3 rRNA genes are annotated in these 5,505 nt (G+C 54.7%); all 3 read left to right on the top strand.

What is annotated here, in order from left to right:
- The first annotated feature begins 213 nt into the window (after positions 1 to 213).
- The 3 genes from J8G10_RS19245 (at position 214) to rrf (ending at position 5,461) form a co-directional block, all read left to right on the top strand.
- A 16S ribosomal RNA gene (locus tag J8G10_RS19245) occupies positions 214 to 1,738 on the top strand.
- 404 nt (positions 1,739 to 2,142) lie between these two features.
- Positions 2,143 to 5,240, top strand: a 23S ribosomal RNA gene (locus J8G10_RS19250).
- 104 nt (positions 5,241 to 5,344) lie between these two features.
- Positions 5,345 to 5,461, top strand: a 5S ribosomal RNA gene (gene rrf, locus J8G10_RS19255).
- The 16S, 23S and 5S rRNA genes sit together here, the layout of an rRNA operon.
- The last annotated feature ends 44 nt before the right edge of the window (positions 5,462 to 5,505 follow it).

Raw genomic sequence — 5,505 nt, forward strand, 5'->3', positions numbered from 1 at the left:
AGGAGCATCCGATCCTTGAGAACTCAACAGCGTGCACTTGTCAAATGCCAATTTATTCCTCGTCCAGTCTTCGGGCTGGTTGAGAAATTCCTTTGGATCAAAGACCAACTCTTTTTGGGTTGGCATTCGGATGAAGTCAGCAATGATGTCATCTCTTTGGTCAGTTTCAAACTCGCGGCGTTCCGGTTTTCCCCGGTTCGTTTGCTTTTCTTTTTTACGGAGAGTTTGATCCTGGCTCAGGATGAACGCTGGCGGCGTGCTTAACACATGCAAGTCGAACGATGAACCAGGTGCTTGCACTTGGGGATTAGTGGCGAACGGGTGAGTAACACGTGAGCAACCTGCCCCTCACTCTGGGATAAGCGCTGGAAACGGCGTCTAATACTGGATACGAGGCACAACCGCATGGTTAGTGTCTGGAAAGATATTTTGGTGGGGGATGGGCTCGCGGCCTATCAGCTTGTTGGTGAGGTAATGGCTCACCAAGGCGTCGACGGGTAGCCGGCCTGAGAGGGTGACCGGCCACACTGGGACTGAGACACGGCCCAGACTCCTACGGGAGGCAGCAGTGGGGAATATTGCACAATGGGCGGAAGCCTGATGCAGCAACGCCGCGTGAGGGATGACGGCCTTCGGGTTGTAAACCTCTTTTAGCAGGGAAGAAGCGAAAGTGACGGTACCTGCAGAAAAAGCACCGGCTAACTACGTGCCAGCAGCCGCGGTAATACGTAGGGTGCAAGCGTTATCCGGAATTATTGGGCGTAAAGAGCTCGTAGGCGGTTTGTCGCGTCTGCTGTGAAATCCCGAGGCTCAACCTCGGGCCTGCAGTGGGTACGGGCAGACTAGAGTGCGGTAGGGGAGATTGGAATTCCTGGTGTAGCGGTGGAATGCGCAGATATCAGGAGGAACACCGATGGCGAAGGCAGATCTCTGGGCCGTAACTGACGCTGAGGAGCGAAAGGGTGGGGAGCAAACAGGCTTAGATACCCTGGTAGTCCACCCCGTAAACGTTGGGAACTAGTTGTGGGGTCCTTTCCACGGATTCCGTGACGCAGCTAACGCATTAAGTTCCCCGCCTGGGGAGTACGGCCGCAAGGCTAAAACTCAAAGGAATTGACGGGGACCCGCACAAGCGGCGGAGCATGCGGATTAATTCGATGCAACGCGAAGAACCTTACCAAGGCTTGACATACACGAGAACGGGCCAGAAATGGTCAACTCTTTGGACACTCGTGAACAGGTGGTGCATGGTTGTCGTCAGCTCGTGTCGTGAGATGTTGGGTTAAGTCCCGCAACGAGCGCAACCCTCGTTCTATGTTGCCAGCACGTAATGGTGGGAACTCATGGGATACTGCCGGGGTCAACTCGGAGGAAGGTGGGGATGACGTCAAATCATCATGCCCCTTATGTCTTGGGCTTCACGCATGCTACAATGGCCGGTACAAAGGGCTGCAATACCGTGAGGTGGAGCGAATCCCAAAAAGCCGGTCCCAGTTCGGATTGAGGTCTGCAACTCGACCTCATGAAGTCGGAGTCGCTAGTAATCGCAGATCAGCAACGCTGCGGTGAATACGTTCCCGGGTCTTGTACACACCGCCCGTCAAGTCATGAAAGTCGGTAACACCTGAAGCCGGTGGCCTAACCCTTGTGGAGGGAGCCGTCGAAGGTGGGATCGGTAATTAGGACTAAGTCGTAACAAGGTAGCCGTACCGGAAGGTGCGGCTGGATCACCTCCTTTCTAAGGAGCATCTGGAGGCTTCGGCCTTCCAGGCGCCAGATCAGCACCGAATGTGTGCTGCTGGTTAGCTCATGGGTGGAACATTTGACATGGCTCTTGTTGAGTCTTCTGGTTTTAGTACGCCGCTTGCGGTGGGAACGGACTGGGGGATGAGACGGGGGCCTGCACGCTGTTGGGTCCTGAGGGACCGGGTGTGGGAACACATGCGGTACTTCTGGCCTTCATGCCTTTCACTGCGGTGAGGGGGTGGGGGACCGCCCGTACTTTGAGAACTACACAGTGGACGCGAGCATCTTCGAGACGATTTCGGTCGTCTCGTTTTGATGATCTTAAAGATCATTAGTCAATTTCGAACCGGGCCCTTTTCGGAGGGTTTGGTACCGATTCTTGATGAACTCATGTGATTTCAAGTCTTTAAGAGCAAACGGTGGATGCCTTGGCATCTGGAGCCGAAGAAGGACGTAGCAATCTGCGATAAGCCTCGGGGAACTGATAAGCGAGTTTTGATCCGAGGGTGTCCGAATGGGGAAACCCCGCTGGGCGGCGTGCCGACCTAGTGACTCCCGCCTGAATATATAGGGCGGGTAGAGGGAACGTGGGGAAGTGAAACATCTCAGTACCCACAGGAAGAGAAAACAACATGTGATTCCGTGAGTAGTGGCGAGCGAAAGCGGATGAGGCTAAACCGGGTGTGTGTGATAGCCGGCAGGCGTTGCATGCTCGGGGTTGTGGGACTTTTCTGATTGTTCTGCCGAACTTTCAGCGTTACAAGCAGGTATAGACGAACGGTTTTGAATGGCCGGTCATAGAGGGTGCGAACCCCGTAGTCGAAATGCCTGGCTTGGCGTGAAGAGTATCCCAAGTAGCACGGGGCCCGAGAAATCCCGTGTGAATCTGTCAGGACCACCTGATAAGCCTAAATACTCCCAGATGACCGATAGCGGACAAGTACCGTGAGGGAAAGGTGAAAAGTACCCCGGGAGGGGAGTGAAATAGTACCTGAAACCGTTTGCTTACTAACCGTTGGAGCCTCCTTAGTAGGGGTGACAGCGTGCCTTTTGAAGAATGAGCCTGCGAGTTAGTGATACGTGGCGAGGTTAACCCGTGTGGGGTAGCCGTAGCGAAAGCGAGTCTGAATAGGGCGATTCAGTCGCGTGTCCTAGACCCGAAGCGAAGTGATCTATCCATGGCCAGGCTGAAGCGACGGTAAGACGTCGTGGAGGGCCGAACCCACTTAGGTTGAAAACTGAGGGGATGAGCTGTGGATAGGGGTGAAAGGCCAATCAAACTTCGTGATAGCTGGTTCTCTCCGAAATGCATTTAGGTGCAGCGTTGCGTGTTTCTTGCCGGAGGTAGAGCTACTGGATGGCCGATGGGCCCTACAAGGTTACTGACGTCAGCCAAACTCCGAATGCCGGTAAGTGAGAGCGCAGCAGTGAGACTGTGGGGGATAAGCTTCATAGTCGAGAGGGAAACAACCCAGACCACCAACTAAGGTCCCTAAGCGCGTGCTAAGTGGGAAAGGATGTGGAGTTGCTGTGACAACCAGGAGGTTGGCTTAGAAGCAGCCACCCTTGAAAGAGTGCGTAATAGCTCACTGGTCAAGTGATTCCGCGCCGACAATGTAACGGGGCTCAAGCACGCCACCGAAGTTGTGGCATTGACATTTATGGTAGGCCTTCGTGGTCCAGCCGTGTTGATGGGTAGGAGAGCGTCGTGTGGCGAGTGAAGCGGCGGAGTGATCCAGCCGTGGACGCTACACGAGTGAGAATGCAGGCATGAGTAGCGAAAGACGTGTGAGAAACACGTCCTCCGGAAGACCAAGGGTTCCAGGGTCAAGCTAATCTTCCCTGGGTAAGTCGGGACCTAAGGCGAGGCCGACAGGCGTAGTCGATGGACAACGGGTTGATATTCCCGTACCGGCGAAGAACCGCCCACATGAAATCAGGAGTGCTAAGCATCCCAAGACGCGTGGATCCCTTCGGGGACGATCGTGAGGCGGCATGCGACCCCATCTGGTGGAGTGAGCGTATTAACAGGTGTGACGCAGGAAGGTAGCCCAAGCCAGGCGATGGTTGTCCTGGTGCAAGTGCGTAGGCCGAGAGATAGGCAAATCCGTCTCTCATACAGGCTGAGACACGATGCGGATAAAAAGTGGGTGATCCTATGCTGCCGAGAAAAGCATCGACGCGAGGTTCTAGCCGCCCGTACCCCAAACCGACTCAGGTGGTCAGGTAGAGAATACCAAGGAGATCGAGAGAATCGTGGTTAAGGAACTCGGCAAAATGCCCCCGTAACTTCGGGAGAAGGGGGGCCACCCGCTTATACGGATTTACTCCGAAAAGGGCGTGGTGGCCGCAGAGACTAGTGGGTAGCGACTGTTTACTAAAAACACAGGTCCGTGCCAAGTCGCAAGACGATGTATACGGACTGACGCCTGCCCGGTGCTGGAAGGTTAAGAGGACGGGTTAGCTTCGGCGAAGCTCAGAATTTAAGCCCCAGTAAACGGCGGTGGTAACTATAACCATCCTAAGGTAGCGAAATTCCTTGTCGGGTAAGTTCCGACCTGCACGAATGGCGTAACGACTTCCCAACTGTCTCAACCGCGAACTCGGCGAAATTGCATTACGAGTAAAGATGCTCGTTACGCGCAGCAGGACGGAAAGACCCCGTGACCTTTACTACAGCTTGGTATTGGTGTTCGGTGTGGCTTGTGTAGGATAGGTGGGAGACTGTGAAGCATGGACGCCAGTTCATGTGGAGTCATTGTTGAAATACCACTCTGGTCACTCTGGATATCTAACTTCGAACCGTAATCCGGTTCAGGGACAGTGCCTGGTGGGTAGTTTAACTGGGGCGGTTGCCTCCCAAAAAGTAACGGAGGCGCCCAAAGGTTCCCTCAACCTGGTTGGCAATCAGGTGTCGAGTGTAAGTGCACAAGGGAGCTTGACTGTGAGACTGACAGGTCGAGCAGGGACGAAAGTCGGGACTAGTGATCCGGCAGTGGCTTGTGGAAGCGCTGTCGCTCAACGGATAAAAGGTACCTCGGGGATAACAGGCTGATCTTGCCCAAGAGTCCATATCGACGGCATGGTTTGGCACCTCGATGTCGGCTCGTCGCATCCTGGGGCTGGAGTAGGTCCCAAGGGTTGGGCTGTTCGCCCATTAAAGCGGTACGCGAGCTGGGTTTAGAACGTCGTGAGACAGTTCGGTCCCTATCCGCTGCGCGCGTAGGAAGTTTGAGAGGATCTGACCCTAGTACGAGAGGACCGGGTTGGACGAACCTCTGGTGTGCCAGTTGTTCCGCCAGGAGCACCGCTGGTTAGCTACGTTCGGGATGGATAACCGCTGAAAGCATCTAAGCGGGAAGCCGGCCTCAAGATGAGACTTCCATACCTTCGGGTGAGAGGCTCCCAGCCAGACTACTGGGTTGATAGGCCAGATGTGGAAGCGTGGTAACACGTGCAGCTGACTGGTACTAATAAGCCGATGACTTGATAACACACCGTTCTTGGTGCTTGCGTCCACTTTGTGGTTCTCGACGTACGGTCGAAAACCAAACAACAACACACATGCTTGTGTTTGTTTGAGACACGTCAATAGTGTTTCGGCGGCCATAGCGTGAGGGAAACGCCCGGTCACATTCCGAACCCGGAAGCTAAGCCTCACAGCGCCGATGGTACTGCAGGGGGGACCCTGTGGGAGAGTAGGACACCGCCGGACTTCCTTTAACAGAAAGGCCACCCAACGCAGGGTGGCCTTTCTGC

Source organism: Microbacterium sp. USTB-Y (assembly GCF_023703415.1).
Classification (GTDB): domain Bacteria; phylum Actinomycetota; class Actinomycetes; order Actinomycetales; family Microbacteriaceae; genus Microbacterium.